The sequence below is a fragment of the Streptomyces griseus genome (assembly GCF_900460065.1).
Lineage (GTDB): Bacteria > Actinomycetota > Actinomycetes > Streptomycetales > Streptomycetaceae > Streptomyces > Streptomyces griseus.
In genome coordinates, this window is record NZ_UAVD01000008.1 from 95,927 (window position 1) to 113,010 (window position 17,084).

Consider the following 17,084-nt stretch of genomic DNA (forward strand, 5'->3'; position numbering starts at 1 on the left):
TGATCACCCTCCACTGCTTGTCACCCGGCCATCACAACGTGTCACGCAGGTCACAGCCCGGTACGCGGCCCTTGTTGGAGATCCTGCACTGTGCTGGAATTCCACGCACCGCCGCGGGTTTCAGGCCGGCGCGCAGGGGCGCAACGCAGCGCCGAGTGGCGGCGGGAGGGGGAAGTACGCCGGTCACTCACACGACCACCCATGGGGCGCGTCCAGCGCCCCACGACGCCGACACCGTTCTTGTCCGCACACGCGGGCGGGACGCCTGGTCCAGAGGTTGCGACGCTAGTGCAGGGACGTTTCAAGAGGGATGGCAGCGCTCCGGCGGAACAGGAGCCGCGCGGCGGGACCGACCGCGGTTCCTCGCCCCAGCACGCCCAGAACCCCGGGCCGGCCGCCGCCGGCGACAACAGCGACCGCGCGCAGCGCCCGGGCTCCACGACGAGCGGCGGCGCGGAGCCGAACCCGCCCGCACAGCCGCGCGGACCGGTCGACACGGGTTCGCGCATCGCGCTCCGTAACTGGCGCATCAGCACGCGACTGGTCTCGCTCCTCGCCCTCCCCGTGGTCGCCGCGACCACCCTGGGCGGTCTGAGGATCAACGAGTCCATGACCGACATGCAGCAGCTGGAGCACATGCAGCTGCTGACGAAGATGACCAAGCAGGCGACCTCGCTCGCCCAGGCGCTCCAGGTGGAGCGCGACCAGTCCGCCGGTCCGCTGTCCAACAAGTCCAAGCCCACCGACTACAAGGTCACCGGGCCCCGGGACAAGACCGACCGGGCCAAGGACGCCTTCCTCGACGAGACCGACTCGATCGGCGACTCCGAGGGCGACGAGGCGCTCGAGAGCATCCACGCGAGCATCTCGCAGATCGCCTCGCAGCTCGGCACCATCCGTACGATCCGCAAGACGGCGTACGAAGAGGGCGCGCCCAGCCTCAACACCATCGACCAGTACAACCAGCTGATCACCTCGCTGCTGAGCCTCTCGCAGGACATGGCGCAGGCGACCAGCAACCCGGACATGATCAAGCGGACCCGGGCCCTGGCGGCGTTCTCCTCCGCCAAGGAGTACGCCTCGGTCCAGCGCGCGGTCATCGCCGCGGCCCTGCCCGGCGGTTCGGTCAAGGAGCCGCACCTCAACCCGAACGACCGGCAGTTCGGCTCCAACGCGCTCGCCAAGGAGTCCCGGGCCCTCACCTCGTTCAAGACGATCTACGGGACGACCGGGGAGAGCGCCGAGGAGCTCATGGCTCCCCTGGACAACGGCAACCCGGAGATCAACGCCGGGAACATGTACGCCAAGCGGATCCTGGACACCACGAACGGGATCGAGGGCAAGCAGGTCCGGTCGTACCTGGACTGGTACGACCAGTCGACCATCAAGATCAAGGCCATGGAGACGATCGAGGCCACCCTCCTCAGCGACATGGAGGCCAAGGCCCGCGAGCTGCGCCAGGCCTCCCAGCGCGAGGCGATCGTCAACGGTGCGGTCATCCTCATCGTGCTCGGCGTCTCGCTCGTCGGCGCCTTCGTGGTGGCCCGCTCCATGATCCGTTCGCTGCGGCGCCTCCAGGACACCGCCACCCGGGTCGCCCAGGACCGGCTGCCCGAGCTCGTCAAGCAGCTCTCCGAGACCGACCCGCAGGACGTCGACACCTCCGTCGAGTCGGTCGGCGTGCACTCCCGGGACGAGATCGGCCAGGTGGCCGCGGCCTTCGACGACGTGCACCGCGAGGCCGTCCGGCTCGCCGCCGAGCAGGCCCTCCTCCGGGGCAACGTCAACGCGATGTTCACCAACCTCTCGCGCCGCTCGCAGGGCCTCATCCAGCGCCAGCTCTCGCTCATCTCCGAGCTGGAGTCCCGCGAGGCCGACCCGGACCAGCTGTCCTCCCTCTTCAAGCTCGACCACCTCGCGACGCGCATGCGCCGTAACGGCGAGAACCTCCTCGTCCTCGCGGGCGAGGAGCCGGGCCGCCGGTGGACCCGGCCCGTCCCGCTGGTCGACGTGCTCCGCGCCGCCGCCTCCGAGGTGGAGCAGTACGAGCGCATCGAGCTCTCCGCGGTGCCCGCCACCGAGGTCGCCGGCCGGGTCGTCAACGACCTCGTGCACCTGCTCGCCGAGCTGCTGGAGAACGCCACCTCGTTCTCCTCGCCGCAGACGAAGGTCAAGGTCACCGGTCACGCGCTGCCCGACGGGCGGGTCCTCGTCGAGATCCACGACACCGGCATCGGCCTCTCCCCCGAGGACCTCGCCGCGATCAACGAGCGGCTCGCGCAGCCGCCCACCGTGGACGTCTCCGTCTCCCGCCGCATGGGTCTGTTCGTGGTCGGCCGGCTGTCGCTGCGTCACGGCATCCGGATCCAGCTGCGCCCCTCCGACTCCGGTGGTACGACCGCGCTGGTCATGCTGCCCGTCGACGTCGCGCACGGCGGCAAGCAGCCTCCGTCCAAGCAGGGCCCCGGACAGCAGCCCGGCGCCCCGGGCGGTCTGCTCGCGGGCAACGGGAACGGCGCCGGCAACGGCCAGCGTCCGGGCCTGGGCGGCGGACCGGCCGGTCCGGGCGCCAAGAGCCTCGGCGGTGGACCGGGCGCCCAGCGCGGCCAGGTCGGCGTCGGCTCGGGTCCCCGGGCGGCGCTGCCGGCCCGGGACACCGGGGCCGGCCGTCCGCAGGGCCCGCAGGGCGGCGGCCAGCCGAACACCGGCGGACCGGGCCAGGACTTCCCCGGTCCGGGCCCCGCGCCCCAGCGCCAGGGCGGCGGCCTCTCCGGCGCCTTCGGCAACAACGCCCGGCTCGGCGCCCGCGGCGCCCAGGGCGGCCCGCAGGGCGAGGCCCCGGGCCGCGGTGACGCGACCAACCTGTTCGGGCACGGCGCTCCGCCCTCCTCCGGGCAGAACGGCCGCCCGGGCCCGTTCGCACCGCCGAACCAGCAGGGCCCGTCCGGCTGGCAGCACCAGCAGGGCCCGGGTGCTCAGCAGCCCCAGGGCGGTCCGGAGCAGAACGGCCCCGCGCAGGGCGGCTTCCAGCAGTCCGGCGGCCCCGGCCGTCAGCTGCCGCCGCCCGGTGGACCGCGTGCCGAGCTGCCCGGGGGCAACCCGCAGCCGCAGCGGCCCGCGACCACCAGCTGGGGTGCGGACACGGCGCGCGGACACGAGGAGCACGACGCGACCGGGCAGTTCGCCCGTCCGTCGGACCTCGGCCAGGACCCGTTCGCCTCCCCGCTGAACCAGCCGTCGTCGGACGACCGCCAGGGTCCCGGCGCGACCTCCGAGTTCGCCCGGCCCGACTTCTCGGCGCCGGGGGCTCCCCAGGACCGCTCGTACCAGCAGGGCGTTCCGCAGGGCCAGGACCCGGCGAGCACCGCGCAGTTCGCGCGGCCCGACTTCGGCGTCCCGCGGCAGCCCGACCAGAACCAGCTGGGCCAGGGGCAGTACGACCAGGGTCAGCAGCAGCTGCCCGCGCCGCGGGGCCGCGGTCCCGAGGGCAACGACTTCGGCGCGCCGCTGCCGTCCGCCTCCCCGGCGGGCGAGGCCGCTCCGTACCGTCCGGCGCTGCCGCAGCAGCCCCAGCAGCCGGAGGCCCTGCCGCCGGCCGGCCCCGGGGACGGCCGTACGCCGCTGTACGACACCCTGGAGACGAACTGGTTCCACGGTCCGGGCCAGGGCGGCCAGCAGCCGCCCGCCGAACCGCAGGCGCCGGCCGCTCCGGGCTCCTCCGACGTGCCGGTCCCGCCCATGCCTCGGCGTGGTGCGGCCGACCCCTCGGTCACCAGCTCGTGGCGGGCCTCGCCCAACGACGAGCTCGTACGCCAGGCCGAACGGGTCAAGAAGCCCGCCGCCGGCGGGGTCACCACTTCCGGGCTGCCCCGCCGTGTTCCCCGCGCCAATTTGGTTCCGGGGACCGCACAGCAGCAGAATCACCAGTCCGGACCACAGGTTTCGCGCGCGCCCGATGACGTGCGCGGTCGTCTGACCAATCTCCGCCGGGGCATCCAGCAGGGTCGGCAGGCCAACAACGGCCCGCAGACCGGCAGTATCCATCTCGGCCCCACTCACCAGCAGGAGCGTTAGTTGAGCCCCATGAGTCAGGCCGCGCAGAATCTGAACTGGCTGATCACCAACTTCGTGGACAACACCCCAGGGGTGTCCCACACGGTGGTGGTCTCCGCGGATGGCCTGCTGCTGGCGATGTCCGAAGGTTTCCCGCGCGACCGTGCCGACCAGCTCGCGGCGGTCGCGTCCGGCCTCACCTCGCTGACCGCGGGCGCCTCCCGGATCTTCGAGGGCGGCGCCGTCAGTCAGACGGTTGTGGAGATGGAGAGGGGATTCCTCTTCCTCATGTCCATCTCCGACGGTTCGTCACTGGCCGTTCTGGCCCACCCGGACGCCGACATCGGTCTGGTCGGGTACGAAATGGCCCTCCTGGTCGACCGTGCGGGCACCGTCCTCACGCCCGACCTCCGCGCCGAACTCCAAGGAAGTCTGCTCCACTAGGCGGCCATCCAGCGGATTCACGACACGATCCCCCCAGGTAATGCCCACAACCCTCACCCGACAGGCCGCTTTAGTCCCCTCACCGGCCCCTTGCAGACGGCAAGCCGAGAACCTGCTGTCACGCCCGGAGGATTCATGACCCCGCCACCCGCCTCACCCGATCCGTACGGCGCACTGCACCACGCGTCGTACGACGGGGAAGGCGACCAGCCGCTGGTTCGTCCTTACGCCATGACCGGCGGCCGGACCCGGCCGCGCTACCAGCTCGCGATAGAGGCACTGGTCAGCACGACGGCAGACCCCGCCCATCTGGGGACCCTGCTCCCCGAGCACCAGCGGATCTGCCACCTCTGCCGTGAGGTCAAGTCGGTGGCGGAGGTGTCGGCGCTGCTGTCGATGCCGCTCGGCGTCGCCCGGATCCTGGTGGCGGACCTGGCGGAAGCCGGCATGGTGGCCATCCACCAGCCGGGCAACGGAGAGGCCGGCGGCGCGCCGGATGTGACACTGCTCGAAAGGGTGCTCAGTGGACTTCGCAAGCTCTAGCGGCGGCACGGGCCGCGCCACCACCTCGGCGAAGATCGTGGTGGCGGGCGGGTTCGGCGTGGGCAAGACCACGTTCGTCGGTGCCGTTTCGGAGATCAACCCGCTGCGCACCGAGGCCGTCATGACGTCCGCGTCCGCGGGCATCGACGATCTGACCCACACCGGGGACAAGACCACCACGACGGTGGCCATGGACTTCGGCCGCATCACGCTCGACCAGGACCTGATCCTGTACCTCTTCGGTACCCCCGGTCAGGACCGCTTCTGGTTCATGTGGGACGACCTGGTCCGCGGCGCCATCGGCGCCGTCGTCCTCGTCGACACCCGCCGCCTCGCCGACTGCTTCCCCGCGGTCGACTACTTCGAGAACAGCGGCCTCCCCTTCGTCATCGCCCTCAACGGCTTCGACGGACACCAGCCCTACACCCCCGACGAGGTACGCGAAGCACTCCAGATCGGGCCCGACGCACCCATCATCACGACGGACGCCCGCCACCGCGCGGACGCCAAGAGCGGCCTGATCACCCTGGTCGAGCACGCCCTGATGGCCCGCCTGAAGTAGCCCTTCCATCAGGGGCAAGTCGATACCGGCATACGGAAGTTGCCGTAGTCACGCGGGGGCGGCCTGTGTCGTTTGACACGATCCGCCCCCGCGTTCATAACGTTTCGAGAGAGAATTGACCCCACGCCGCCACCCGACGCATCCATCCGGTGCCACTGCGCTCACATGAGCCCCGCCTTTTGACGGGGCTCGCTCTTTATGCCCGTTTTATCTGAGGTCTGGGCCACTCGGAATCGCCGATTCCGACTGTTTGGAACGGGACCGGTCCCCGTGCTGCAATTCGACGAACTCCCCAGTAGGACCGCCCTGAACGAATAATCCGGCACAGCGTAGGTGCCGACGCCGAGAGGTTGTTGGTCGAGTGAGGCGAAGCAACGAGGGCGCCGCGGCGCAGCCCGAGCGGGGCAACTTCACCCCGCCGACGCGCGCCGTGCCGTCCCCTGCCGAGGCGCCCGGCACGGAGCCCACCGGTGGTGGCAGCACCAGCCGGCTGTCCCCGCGCAACTGGCGGGTGGCCACCCGGCTGAACGCGATCCTCCTGATCCCGGTGCTGGTCGGGCTCGTCATGGGCGGCTTCCAGGTGAAGGGCTCCATCGACACCTGGAGCGAGGCGCAGGACGCCGAGAGGATCGCGGTCGTCGTGCGCGCCGCGTCCGACTACGGGCAGGCGCTCCTGAACGAGCGGGACCTCACCGCCGAACCGCTGCTCTCGGGCGACCGTGACGCCGATGTGGTCGAGCAGACCCGGGCCACCACCGACGAGGCGGCGCGGAAGTTCGACGCCGCGGTGAAGGACATGCCGGCGAAGCCGGGCCTGGAGCGCCGTCTGAAGCTTTTCAAGGGTGAGGAGCCCAAGCTTCCCGAGCTGCGCAAGGCCGCCTACTCGCAGGCCCTGGACCCAGTGAAGACCGAAGAGGGCTACGTCCAGGTCCAGCACTCGCTGATGGAGTTCTCCAACGAGCTCGGCCTCGGCACCGGCAACATCACCAGCTACGGCCGTACGGTCTACGCGATCGAGCTGTCCAAGGCTGCAGAATCGCTTCAGCGCTCGATCGGCATGCACCTTCTGGTGCGCCCGAGCAAGAAGCCGGGGACCTACAACGACCAGGTCAAGGCCTTCGGCTCCTACAACTACCTGGAGCAGATCGCGCTGGGCGAGTTCAACTCCGGGGGCACCCAGGACGACGTCGACCGGCTGAAGCAGGTCATGGCCGGCAAGGCCGCCGAGGGGGCCAAGCAGATCAAGGCGGCCAAGGAGCAGGCCGAGGCCGCGGGCGAGCCCTTCGTGGCCCCGCCGAGCATCGACGGCTCGGTCTTCGACGGCATGGCCCGGGAGATCGGCCAGGGGCAGGACCCCGAGGAGCTGGCGGCGAAGGGCATCACGCCGGCGACCTGGATGGCGGCGGCGACCGCGAAGTTCGAGGGGTACGCCACCGTCGAGGACGAGCTGGTCACCAAGGCGGTGGACGAGGCCGCGAGCATCTCGTCCGACGCCAAGACCGACGCCATCGTCAACGGCCTCGTCGTCGTCATCGCGCTGCTGGCCGCGTTCGTCCTGGCCGGGCTCATGGCCCGTCAGATGAGCCGCTCGATGCGCCAGCTGCGTACCGCCGCCTTCGGCATCGCCGAGCAGCGGCTGCCCTCCCTCGTCGACCAGCTCTCGCGCACCGACCCGGGCCGGGTCGACACCCGGGTGCAGCCGATCCCGATCACCACCCAGGACGAGATCGGCGAGGTCGCCCGCGCCTTCGACCAGGTGCACCGCGAGGCCGTCCGGCTCGCCGCCGAGCAGGCCATGCTGCGGGGCAACGTCAACGCGATCTTCACGAACCTCTCGCGCCGCAACCAGTCGCTCATCGAGGGCCAGCTGACCCTCATCACCGACCTGGAGAACAACGAGGCCGACCCGGACCAGCTGGAGAGCCTCTTCAAGCTGGACCACCTGGCGACCCGTATGCGCCGCAACGGCGAGAACCTCCTCGTCCTCGCGGGCGAGGAGCCCGGCCGCCGCTGGAACCAGCCGGTGCCGCTGGTGGACGTCCTGCGGGCCGCCTCCTCCGAGGTGGAGTCCTACGAGCGCATCCAGCTGACCGGCGTGCCGGAGAGCGAGATCCACGGGCAGGCCGTCACCGACCTCGTCCACCTGCTGGCCGAGCTGCTGGAGAACGCCACCACGTTCTCCTCGCCGCAGACGAAGGTCAAGGTCACCGCGACCCGGCTGCCCGACGGCCGGGTCATGGTCGAGATCCACGACAAGGGCATCGGCCTCACCGCCGAGGACTTCGCCGACATCAACCACAAGCTGGCCAACCCGCCGACCGTGGACGCAGCGGTCTCCCAGCGCATGGGCCTGTTCGTGGTCGGCCGGCTGGCCGACCGGCACGGGATCCGGGTCCAGCTGCGCCCCTCGGGCGAGCAGGCCGGGACCACCTCGCTGGTGATGCTGCCGGACGCCATCACCCACGGTGGCGGTGGCGAACCGGGCGCCGGACAGGACGACTTCACCGTCTCCTCGATCATCCCCGAGCAGCAGCAGGCCTTCGAGCCGGCGCCGCAGCAGGCCCCGATGCGCACGGCGGCGGAGCTCGGCTTCGACGACTCGCGCTACGAGGCCCCGGCGGACCCGGGTCAGCTGGACCCGGTCAACCGCTCGCTGATGCGCGAGGAGCGCAGGGCGGCCCTGGAGGCGCAGACGGGCCCGGGCGGCCCGTTCGGGGAGGACGCCCGGGAACAGCGGGGCTACGCGCCGGAGTCGTACGCGGGCGACCCGTACGGCGGGCAGCCGCAGCAGGGGTACGCCGGCGATCGCTACGGCCAGGACCCGTACGGGCAGCAGCAGCCGTACCAGGAGACCTACGAGCAGCAGCGGTACGGCGCCGGGGACGGCTACGCGCAGCAGGACCAGCAGCCGCAGCAGCACCCGGGAGACGGCTATACGGAATCGGCATATGCCGATCAGCAGGGCCGGCAGGGTCAGTACGCCGACCCGTACGCGGCGTCGCCGGACCCGTCCCACCAGGATGATTGGCCTGTTCAGAGTGGTTTCCAGAACACTTATGAGCCGATCGCTCCCGCCGAATCGGAATCTGTTCCGAGCACGCCCGCGGAGCCGTCGGAGCGCGTAGGCTTCGACCGTCCGGGTCCCACCCCGAACGTCGGCCACGAGCTGACCGAAGCCGGTCTGCCGCGCCGCGGCGCTCAGCAGCACTGGCAGCCCGGCCCCGGCGGCCGCGGCAACGACCAGCCCGATCCGGCTCCGGGGCCCCAGCCGCGGCAGGAACAGCGGCAGGAGCCGCAGACGGACGGGGACGGCACCGACGACTGGCGCTCGACGAACGACGAGCGCTGGGAGCGGGCCGAGAAGCTCCGCGAGCCGAAGGCGGGCGGAATCACCCCCTCCGGCCTCCCCCGGCGCGTGCCCAAGGCCAACTTGGTCGAGGGCACGGCGGAGCAGACCCAGCAGGGCGGCCCACAGGTCTCCCGCGCGCCCGAGGACGTCCGCGGCAGGTTGAGCAACCTGCGGCGGGGGATCCAGCGGGGACGCAGCGAGGGTTCGGACACCAGTACCACCTACAACCAGGAGCGTTAGTGTGAGCCCGATGAGCCAGGCGGCGCAGAATCTCAACTGGTTGATCACCAACTTCGTGGACAACACCCCCGGGGTGTCGCACACGGTGGTGGTCTCCGCCGACGGACTCCTGCTGGCGATGTCCGAGGGTTTCCCGCGCGACCGCGCCGACCAGCTGGCGGCCGTCGCCTCCGGTCTGACGTCGCTGACCGCGGGCGCCTCGCGGATCTTCGAGGGCGGCGCCGTGAATCAGACCGTTGTGGAGATGGAGCGTGGATTCCTCTTCATCATGTCCATCTCCGACGGATCCTCTCTCGCCGTCCTGGCCCACCCGGACGCCGATATCGGTCTGGTCGGGTACGAAATGGCCCTTCTGGTCGACCGCGCGGGCAGTGTCCTGACACCGGACCTCCGCGCCGAACTTCAGGGAAGTCTTCTTAACTAGCAGACAGACAGTGCGTTTCTCGCCACCGCGCCATAATGTGCGGTGGCGCGGCCCACGGGAATCGGTGACCGGCAGTCGGAGGAGGAAACGTGGCAGCACCCACAGGCGGGCACCCATACAACGGTGACCAGAGGGTTCCGGGTGAGCACGGTGACAACCGTTTCGGCTTCCCTGCCGCACCTGGCGGGCAGGGTCCAGGCCACTACCAGCCATACCAGGAGCCGCAGCACCACCAGCAACAGCAGGGCCCTCACGGTGCGCAGGGGTCCGAGTGGCCCCCGCAGCAGCAGCCGGGCGCGGGGTGGCCGCAGCAACCGCAGCAGCCCCAGCGGTACGACGCCCCCCAGCAGTCGCGCATTCAGCCGGTGCAGCAGCGGCGGGCCCCCGAGCCCGCCAAGCCCGCCGCGCACAACCCGCTGGTCCGTCCGTACGCCATGACCGGCGGCCGGACCCGACCGCGTTACCAGCTCGCCATCGAGGCGCTGGTCAGCACCACGGCCGATCTGTCCCGGCTGCAAGGGCAGTTGCCCGAGCACCAGCGGATCTGCCGGCTCTGCATCGAGATCAAGTCGGTGGCCGAGATCTCGGCCCTTCTCTCGATCCCCCTCGGCGTTGCCCGGATCCTCGTCGCCGACCTGGCCGAGGCCGGACTCGTCGCTATCCATCAGCCCGGCGGCGACGAGGCCGCCGGCGGCCAGCCAGATGTGACACTGCTCGAAAGGGTGCTCAGTGGACTTCGCAAGCTCTAGCGGCGGAGCGGCCCGCTCCACTACCTCGGCGAAGATCGTGGTGGCAGGGGGCTTCGGCGTGGGTAAGACCACGTTTGTCGGTGCCGTTTCGGAGATCAACCCGCTGCGCACCGAAGCCGTGATGACGTCCGCCTCGGCGGGCATCGACGATCTGACCCACACCGGGGACAAGACCACCACGACGGTGGCCATGGACTTCGGCCGCATCACGCTCGACCAGGACCTGATCCTGTACCTCTTCGGTACGCCCGGTCAGGACCGCTTCTGGTTCATGTGGGACGACCTGGTCCGCGGCGCCATCGGCGCCGTCGTCCTCGTCGACACCCGCCGCCTCGCCGACTGCTTCCCCGCGGTCGACTACTTCGAGAACAGCGGCCTCCCCTTCGTCATCGCCCTCAACGGCTTCGACGGACACCAGCCCTACACCCCCGACGAGGTACGCGAAGCACTCCAGATCGGACCGGACACCCCGATCCTGACGACGGACGCCCGCCACCGCGCGGACGCCAAGAGCGCGCTCATCACGCTGGTCGAGCACGCCCTGATGGCGCGGCTGCGCTAGGGCGCCCGCCGGTCCCGTACGGAGAAGGGCCCCGCACTCCCGAGGAGTGCGGGGCCCTTCTCGTAACGTCCGGCGGGGGTGGTCAGCCCTGCCAGCTGTGCGGGGCGCGGAAGCCCGGCGTGCGCTCCAGACGGCGCCAGCCGGCGGTGTCACGGCCGCGGTGGGCGGGGGCGGCGGGCTGGGCGGCGGCGCGGGCCATCAGGACGGCGGTGATGGCCGCCAGCTCCTCGGGGGCCGCGTGGCCCTTCTCGACGCGCAGGACGGACTCGGCGGGGGTGAGGCTCATGGTGGGGTGTCTCCGTCTTCTCGGCAGGATGTCGTGGACCGTGCGGCGGATCGCGCCGCTGCGGAGGTGACTACTGCGGGGGGTTGCCGTGCTTGCGGGACGGCAGGTCGGCGTGCTTGCTGCGGAGCATGGCGAGCGAGGCGATGAGCACCTCGCGGGTCTCGGCGGGGTCGATGACGTCGTCGACGAGGCCGCGCTCGGCCGCGTAGTAGGGGTGCATCAGCTCGGCCTTGTACTCCTTGACCATGCGGGTGCGCATGGCCTCGGGGTCCTCGGCGTCGGCGATCTGCCGGCGGAAGATCACGTTGGCCGCTCCCTCGGCGCCCATCACCGCGATCTCGTTGGTGGGCCAGGCGTAGGTGAGGTCGGCTCCGATGGACTGGCTGTCCATGACGATGTACGCGCCTCCGTAGGCCTTCCGCAGGATCAGCGAGATCCGCGGCACGGTGGCGTTGCAGTAGGCGTAGAGCAGCTTCGCTCCGTGGCGGATGATCCCACCGTGCTCCTGGTCGACGCCCGGCAGGAAGCCGGGGACGTCCAGAAGGGTGATGATCGGGATGTTGAAGGCGTCGCACATCTGGACGAACCGCGCGGCCTTCTCGGAGGCCTCGATGTCCAGCACCCCGGCCAGCGACTGCGGCTGGTTGGCGACGATGCCGACGACCTGGCCGTCCAGGCGGGCCATCGCACAGATGATGTTGCGGGCCCAGCGCTCGTGGATCTCCAGGTAGTCGCCGTCGTCGACGAGCTCCTCGATCACCTTGTGCATGTCGTACGGGCGGTTGCCGTCGGCCGGGACCAGGTCCAGCAGGACGTCGCCGCGCCGGTCGGCGGGGTCGTCGCTCTCCACCGTCGGCGGGTTCTCGCGGTTGTTCGAGGGCAGCATCCCGATGAGGTAGCGGACCTCGGCGATGCAGGTCTCCTCGTCGTCGTAGGCGAAGTGCGCGACGCCCGAGGTCTCGGCGTGCACGTCCGCGCCGCCGAGGCCGTTCTGGGTGATCTCCTCGCCGGTGACCGCCTTCACGACGTCCGGTCCGGTGATGAACATCTGCGAGGTCTCACGGACCATGAACACGAAGTCGGTCAGCGCCGGGCTGTAGGCCGCGCCGCCCGCGCACGGGCCGAGCATCACGCTGATCTGCGGGATGACACCGGAGGCGCGGGTGTTGCGCTGGAAGATCCCGCCGTAGCCGGCGAGCGCCGAGACGCCCTCCTGGATACGCGCCCCGGCGCCGTCGTTCAGCGACACCAGCGGAGCCCCGGCCGAGATGGCCATGTCCATGATCTTGTGGATCTTCGTGGCGTGCGCCTCGCCCAGCGCCCCGCCGAAGATCCGGAAGTCGTGCGCGTAGACGAAGACCGTGCGGCCCTCGACCGTGCCCCAGCCGGTGATGACACCGTCGGTGTACGGCTTCTTCGCCTCCAGGCCGAAACCGGTCGCCCGGTGCCGGCGCAGCTGCTCGACCTCCTTGAACGAACCCGGGTCCAGCAGCAGCTCGATCCGCTCCCGCGCGGTCAGCTTCCCCTTGGCGTGCTGCGCCTCGGTCGCCCGCTCGCTCGGTCCGCGCCGCGCCTGCTCGCGCAGGGCCAGCAGTTCGGCCACCCGGCCTCGGGCGTCGGTCGGCTCACCCTGGGTTTCGTCCACAACGGTCATGTACTGACCCTACGAACACCGACCCAGAAATCTCGCCGTCGACTCTGTACAGTCTCCTGCCCGGTTTCGTGGTGGGAGTGAACAGAACCACGCCGCCGTGCACGCGATCCACCAGCGAAACGCCGCTTTCGGTTGTGAGGACCCCACAAGAGTGGCTGTGCCGTGGGCCACACGCCCCTGAGGGGGCCCGCAGGGGCCCCCTCAGTATGGCGCGGCCGGTCTCCCCCGCCGTCCACCGCGCCCGGGACGCCGGGCGGCCGGCGGTCAGTCTCCGCAGTGGAAGCGGGCATCGCCCCAGTCCGCGTGGTCGTTGCCGTTGCCGTCGCCGCCGTCCTGGACGATCAGCTCGACGTACTTCGCGCCGGTGACGTCGGCGGTGAGCTTCCAGGCGGGGTCGGCCGCCCCCAGCACGGGTGACGCCGCCTTCTCCGTACCGTCGGCGGTGACCGAGAACCGCACACTGCCCCGGGTCGTCTGGACGTCGTCCACGCCCACCTCGGCGGTGAAGGAGGTGCACTTCCCGCCCAGGTAGTAGCGGATCTTCGCCGGGGCGTGGGTGCCCAGGCCCTTGGCGTAGGTGACGCCGCCGATCTTCAGGGGGCCTCCGTCGCCGGCCCCGGCCTCCCCGTTGGAGCGGTCGCGCTCGACGGGACCCCAGCCGTTCTGCGAGGCGGTCCAGTCGAGGTCGCCGGCCCAGCTGTCCGCGGTGGGCGGCGGCGGGAGCGTACGGACGGAGGTTCCCGCGCCGAGCGCTCTGGCCGCTCCGCCGACGCTGTACGTGGCCTTCGCGTCCAGCGCGTACGTGCCGTAGGGGGCGTCGACCGGCGGGGTGACCCGCCAGCTGCCGGTGGCCTTGGCCCCGGGGGCGACCGAGTCGAAGGCGACCGGGCCCACGGGCTCGGCCTGCCAGCCCTCGGGCACGGTCAGCGCGAGCTTCACGCCGGTGGCGGCGCTCGCCTCGTCGTTGCCGAAGGTCGCCTTCACGGTGTTCGGGGCTCCCGGCTCCAGGGTCTCGGCGCCGGCGGCCACGCCGAGGGTGCCGCAGACGGCCTCCTGCCCTGCCGGGGCCGGCCCGAGGTCGGTGACGGTGAAGCCGTCGAGCACGAAGTCCGCGCCCTCGGGTGCTCCGGGCAGCTTGCGCAGCCCGGTCCAGGTGTCGCCGCAGCCCGCGGTGAGGGTCCGGCTGAACTTCCCGGTGGTGCGCTGCTGCCCGATCGGGGTGGCGCGGGTCTCGGTGGAGGAGGCCTTGCCGTCGGCGACCCGGTCGTAGCCCTCCACCCAGCTGTAGGCCCCGGCGTGGCTGGACTGGTAGTCGAAGGCGACCTCGTACCGGTGGCCGTCCTTCATCGGGACGGTCCAGGGCGCGGTGCGGTAGACGAGTCCGGTGTTCTCCTCGTGGGACTTCAGGGACTCCTTCCCGTCGAGCACGTCGTCGATGAGCTTCCCGTTCCAGCCGGCCCGGGTGTACGGGGCGTTCAGCTGGGAGACGTGGGTGCGGGGGTCGGTGGAGCCGCCCGCGTCGCCCTTGAGGAAGGGGCCCCAGCCCTGGTCGACGGCCTCGAAGTCCTCGTACGCCACGGTGCCGGTGCGGGTGGCGGGGGCGTTCTCGACGATCCGTACGTCGTCGGCGCGGACCGTGGCCCCGGAGCCCGCCGCCGCCTCGACGCGCAGGGTGGTGCGGCCGTTCGCGGGGGCGGTGAAGTTGACCTTGGCCCGCTGGAAGCGGGTGCCGTGCCAGTCGGAAGCGGCGACGAAGTCCTCGGCCGTGGAGCGCTCGACGGCGACCGATTTCCCGCCGGCGCTGATCACCGTACGCCGGCTCGCGCCGGGCTCGACCTCGATCAGGGCGGAGGCGGTGTAGCGCTTGCCGGGCTTGAGGCCGGTGACGGTCTGGGAGATCGCGGCGGGGCCCGAGCCGGAGAGCCGGGCGCTGTTGCGGCCCTGCTCGTCGGTGTCGCGGACGGCGGTGCCGGTCTTCGTCCAGCCCTTCAGGTCACGGTCGTTGAAGCCGGGGTCCTTCAGACCGGTGCCCTTCCCCCAGGCGGGGTCCGTCTCCTTCGGCGCACGGTCGGGGTAGAGGACGTAGGCCTGTCCGGCGGCTGCGGTGAGGGTGATCCCGCCGTTCTCCGGGCGTACGGTGGCGACCTTCTTCCGGCCGTTGTCGGACAGCTCGTAGACGGTGTACGGGCCCGTGCCGGGCACCTCCCAGCTGCTGGTCCCACCGGTCTCGCTGTAGTGGTAGAGCTTCTTGCCGCCGTCCCACGGCAGCAGGTAGTCGGTGCCGCTGAGCACCTTGCGGCCCTGGTCATAGAAGGTCCGCCTGCCGTCCTCGACCGTGCCGCGCACCCCGCCGGTGAAGGTGATGTCATTGCCGTCCCAGCGGGTGATCCTCTGCTGCTGGAGGTACTTGGCGGGGAGGTTCTTCTGCCAGATGTTGGCGGTGAAGGCGTTCCAGTCGGTCTCGCCGGTCCAGCCCTCGAAGTCCTCCAGGGCGCTCTGGCCGAGGACCGGGTGGTTGTTCCAGATGTCCTTCTCGCCGTTGCGGATGAACCGGATGATCCGGGAGTTCAGGCCCTTGTTGGTGGCCCCGCCGTAGTTGAGGTCGTTGGCCCAGTGGGACCAGAGGGAGGCGCGCTCGAACTTGTCGGCCCATTCGGTGCCGACGGTCCAGCCCTGCTTCTGGACGGCCTGGATGGTCTTGTCGGCGATCCAGCCGTGGCTGTAGTAGACGTCGATGTAGAGGAAGTCGAGGTTCCTGTGGGTCTCGTCGCGCAGCTGCCTGAACCGCTTCTCCAGGTCGCCGCTGTTGATGTCGCGGCGCTGGTCGATGTAGTAGCTCTGGTTGAGCCAGTTCCAGCCGGGCTTGGTCTTGTCGACGAGCTGCTCGGAGAAGGCCTTGGCCTCCGGGTAGGACTCGGTGGCGTTGACGTGCACGCCGAAGTCGGCGCCCCACTTCTCGCCGTCCTTGAGCAGGGTGTTGAGGTCCTTCAGCCCGCCGGCCCGCTTGTTGTAGTTGCCGCCGTAGTCCGGGTGGGCGGAGTCGTGGCCCTCGGAGCCGTATCCCTTGAGGACGGCGAGCTGGCCGAGGCCGTCGGTGGCCTTCGAGATCCGCTTGACGTCGTCCAGGGTGCGCAGGAAGGGGTGGGTGGCCTGGCTGGCGAAGTTGAACGGGATGTGGGTGACGACCCGCTCGGCCGTGTTCTCGCTGCCGGGCGCGGTGACGCCGATGGAGCGGAAGGCCACGGCCCCGTCCTGCCAGTCGACGGCCTTGTCGCCGTTGGCGTCCGGGGTGACGACGACCTTGGCCCAGGGCAGGTTCTCGCCGCTCTCGGGCCTGGGCGCGCCCTCGCCCCGGTAGGTCCACTGGCCGGACCAGGCGCCGACCCGGACGCCGCCGCCCTCCTCGGTGCGCGCCTGGTGCCAGAAGCGGGCGTCGTCGCCGCCGGTGGCCCCGGAGGGCTTGTCGTACGAGGAGTTGGACTCGATGGCCGCGGCCAGGGAGCCGGTGTTGAGGAGCGCGTAACTGGCCCCGACGGGCGCGGGGTCGGGCTTGGTCTCCCCGGTGACCTTCGCGAAGACGTCGGCGGTGCGGGTGGAGTCCGGGTCGAGCTTCGTGAACGCGGTGGCGGCCCCGGACTCGGTGGAGCCGACGGAGATCAGGTCGTGCCCGGGGATGTCGATGGTCCCGACCCGGAAGGCGGAGGTGTCGCGGACGGCGGTCACCTTGAAGGTGGTGGCCCGCCCGGAGACGGTGAGCGAGGCGTCGATCTCGACGCCCGGCAGGGAGTCGAAGGCGAGCGTGTAGCGGGCGGCGGAGCGGGTGGTCTTCGGCTTGCCCTTGAGCTTCACCGGGTGGGCGGTCCCGTTGAGGGTGACGGCGGTGACCGGCCGGGTGGAGCCGAGCAGTTGCTCGCCGCTCGCCCGGTCGGTGTACGACAGGACGCGCGGGAAGTCGTCGGCGACGGCGACGGCGAGCCGGTCGGATCCGATGACGGCGGATCCGGCGGGCCGCGCCGCCCCGGCCGGGGCGGGGGACGGATCGGCGGCTGCGGCGGGGAGGGCGGCCCCCACGAGCGCCAGGACGGCAGCGGAGGCCGCGGCGACCAGGCCGGGGCGAGGGAATCTTGGCGACATGGCCCCTGAGTAGTCGCCGTGTCCGGACATCGTCAACGAACTTCGGCTCCGGGGGTCGGCTCCGTCCAACAACCCCGGGCGTTA

The 17,084-nt window shown here is 71.0% G+C and carries 11 protein-coding genes; 8 read left to right on the forward strand and 3 right to left on the reverse strand.

Annotation, left to right across the window (positions count from 1 at the left end):
• Positions 1-288 precede the first annotated feature (288 nt).
• From DTB53_RS04920 to DTB53_RS04955, 8 genes are all read left to right on the forward strand, one after another.
• Positions 289-4,074: a sensor histidine kinase gene (locus DTB53_RS04920; RefSeq protein WP_012378870.1), complete on the forward strand. Its 3,786-nt coding sequence runs from the start codon at positions 289-291 to the stop codon at positions 4,072-4,074.
• 9 nt (positions 4,075-4,083) lie between these two features.
• Positions 4,084-4,497: a roadblock/LC7 domain-containing protein gene (locus DTB53_RS04925; RefSeq protein WP_006127850.1), complete on the forward strand. Its 414-nt coding sequence runs from the start codon at positions 4,084-4,086 to the stop codon at positions 4,495-4,497.
• Positions 4,498-4,632: 135 nt separating this feature from the next.
• Positions 4,633-5,040: a DUF742 domain-containing protein gene (locus DTB53_RS04930; protein WP_003966010.1), complete on the forward strand. Its 408-nt coding sequence runs from the start codon at positions 4,633-4,635 to the stop codon at positions 5,038-5,040.
• Entirely contained in the window at positions 5,021-5,602 is a 582-nt protein-coding gene (locus DTB53_RS04935) for a GTP-binding protein (RefSeq protein WP_003966011.1), read from the forward strand. Before DTB53_RS04930 ends, DTB53_RS04935 begins: the two co-directional genes overlap by 20 nt.
• Before the next feature lie 361 nt (positions 5,603-5,963).
• The gene (locus tag DTB53_RS04940; protein WP_012378871.1) at positions 5,964-9,191 is read left to right on the forward strand and encodes a sensor histidine kinase; all 3,228 of its coding nucleotides are present in this window, start codon (positions 5,964-5,966) and stop codon (positions 9,189-9,191) included.
• 10 nt (positions 9,192-9,201) lie between these two features.
• Positions 9,202-9,615 (forward strand): roadblock/LC7 domain-containing protein, encoded by a 414-nt coding sequence (locus DTB53_RS04945; protein ID WP_006127847.1) that lies wholly within the window; start codon positions 9,202-9,204, stop codon positions 9,613-9,615.
• Between the two features lie 89 nt (positions 9,616-9,704).
• Positions 9,705-10,364 carry a DUF742 domain-containing protein gene (locus DTB53_RS04950; protein WP_003966014.1) on the forward strand — a complete coding sequence of 220 codons (660 nt, stop codon included), beginning with the start codon at positions 9,705-9,707 and terminating at the stop codon, positions 10,362-10,364.
• Positions 10,345-10,926, forward strand: a complete 582-nt coding sequence (locus tag DTB53_RS04955; protein ID WP_014048542.1) for a GTP-binding protein — start codon at positions 10,345-10,347, stop codon at positions 10,924-10,926. Before DTB53_RS04950 ends, DTB53_RS04955 begins: the two co-directional genes overlap by 20 nt.
• An 82-nt stretch (positions 10,927-11,008) precedes the next feature.
• Here DTB53_RS04955 and DTB53_RS04960 read toward each other — a convergent pair whose 3' ends face one another.
• The 3 genes from DTB53_RS04960 to DTB53_RS04970 all read right to left on the reverse strand — a co-directional run bounded on the left by DTB53_RS04960 (position 11,009) and on the right by DTB53_RS04970 (position 17,000).
• A complete protein-coding gene (locus DTB53_RS04960; RefSeq protein WP_003966016.1) occupies positions 11,009-11,212 on the reverse strand; it encodes an acyl-CoA carboxylase subunit epsilon in 204 nt (67 codons plus the stop codon).
• A 70-nt stretch (positions 11,213-11,282) separates the two neighbouring features.
• A complete protein-coding gene (locus tag DTB53_RS04965; protein ID WP_003966017.1) occupies positions 11,283-12,866 on the reverse strand; it encodes an acyl-CoA carboxylase subunit beta in 1,584 nt (527 codons plus the stop codon).
• Between the two features lie 264 nt (positions 12,867-13,130).
• Positions 13,131-17,000, reverse strand: a complete 3,870-nt coding sequence (locus DTB53_RS04970) for an endo-alpha-N-acetylgalactosaminidase family protein (RefSeq protein ID WP_042498286.1) — start codon at positions 16,998-17,000, stop codon at positions 13,131-13,133.
• Between the last annotated feature and the right edge of the window lie 84 nt (positions 17,001-17,084).